Origin of the sequence: Nocardia otitidiscaviarum NBRC 14405 (assembly GCF_000308635.1) — a bacterium.
Classification (GTDB): domain Bacteria; phylum Actinomycetota; class Actinomycetes; order Mycobacteriales; family Mycobacteriaceae; genus Nocardia; species Nocardia otitidiscaviarum.
Genome location: NZ_BAGD01000223.1, coordinates 1 through 432 on the forward strand (window position 1 = coordinate 1; position 432 = coordinate 432).

The window sequence follows — 432 nt, forward strand, 5'->3', positions numbered from 1 at the left end:
CGAGGGGTTCGACGACCTGCAGGAGCCGTGCGTGAACTGTGAGGGCACCGGCCGCATCGGCGGTACCGAATGACCCAGCCCGACAACCTGATTCGCGACGGCGACGACTGCCAGCGCTGCGGCGCCACAGGTGAAATCCATCGGGGCCGCACCTGCCCGGACTGCGATGGCGAGGGTGTCCTGTGGGACGACCCGTGGGCCGACGACCCGCACGGCGACGCTGAGGACCGCGGACATGATCGTTGGGTTGCCGACGAACTGGGGGCGCTGTGACGCCTCAGCTCATCGCCGGAATCCCCGACCACGAGTACCACGCGCACCCGGCGCTCGGCTCGTCGACCGTGCGCCAGTTCGACGAGATGGCACCCGCCCAGTGGAGGTACGAACGCGACAACCCGACCGAATCGACGGCAGATCATTTCGAGGAAGGGA

The 432-nt window shown here is 68.1% G+C and carries 1 protein-coding gene; it reads left to right on the plus strand.

Features of this window, described 5'->3' with window-relative positions; all coding sequences use genetic code 11:
• Window positions 1-69 precede the first annotated feature (69 nt).
• A complete protein-coding gene (locus tag ON31_RS29420) occupies window positions 70-273 on the plus strand; it encodes a hypothetical protein (protein WP_039818320.1) in 204 nt (67 codons plus the stop codon).
• The last annotated feature ends 159 nt before the right edge of the window (window positions 274-432 follow it).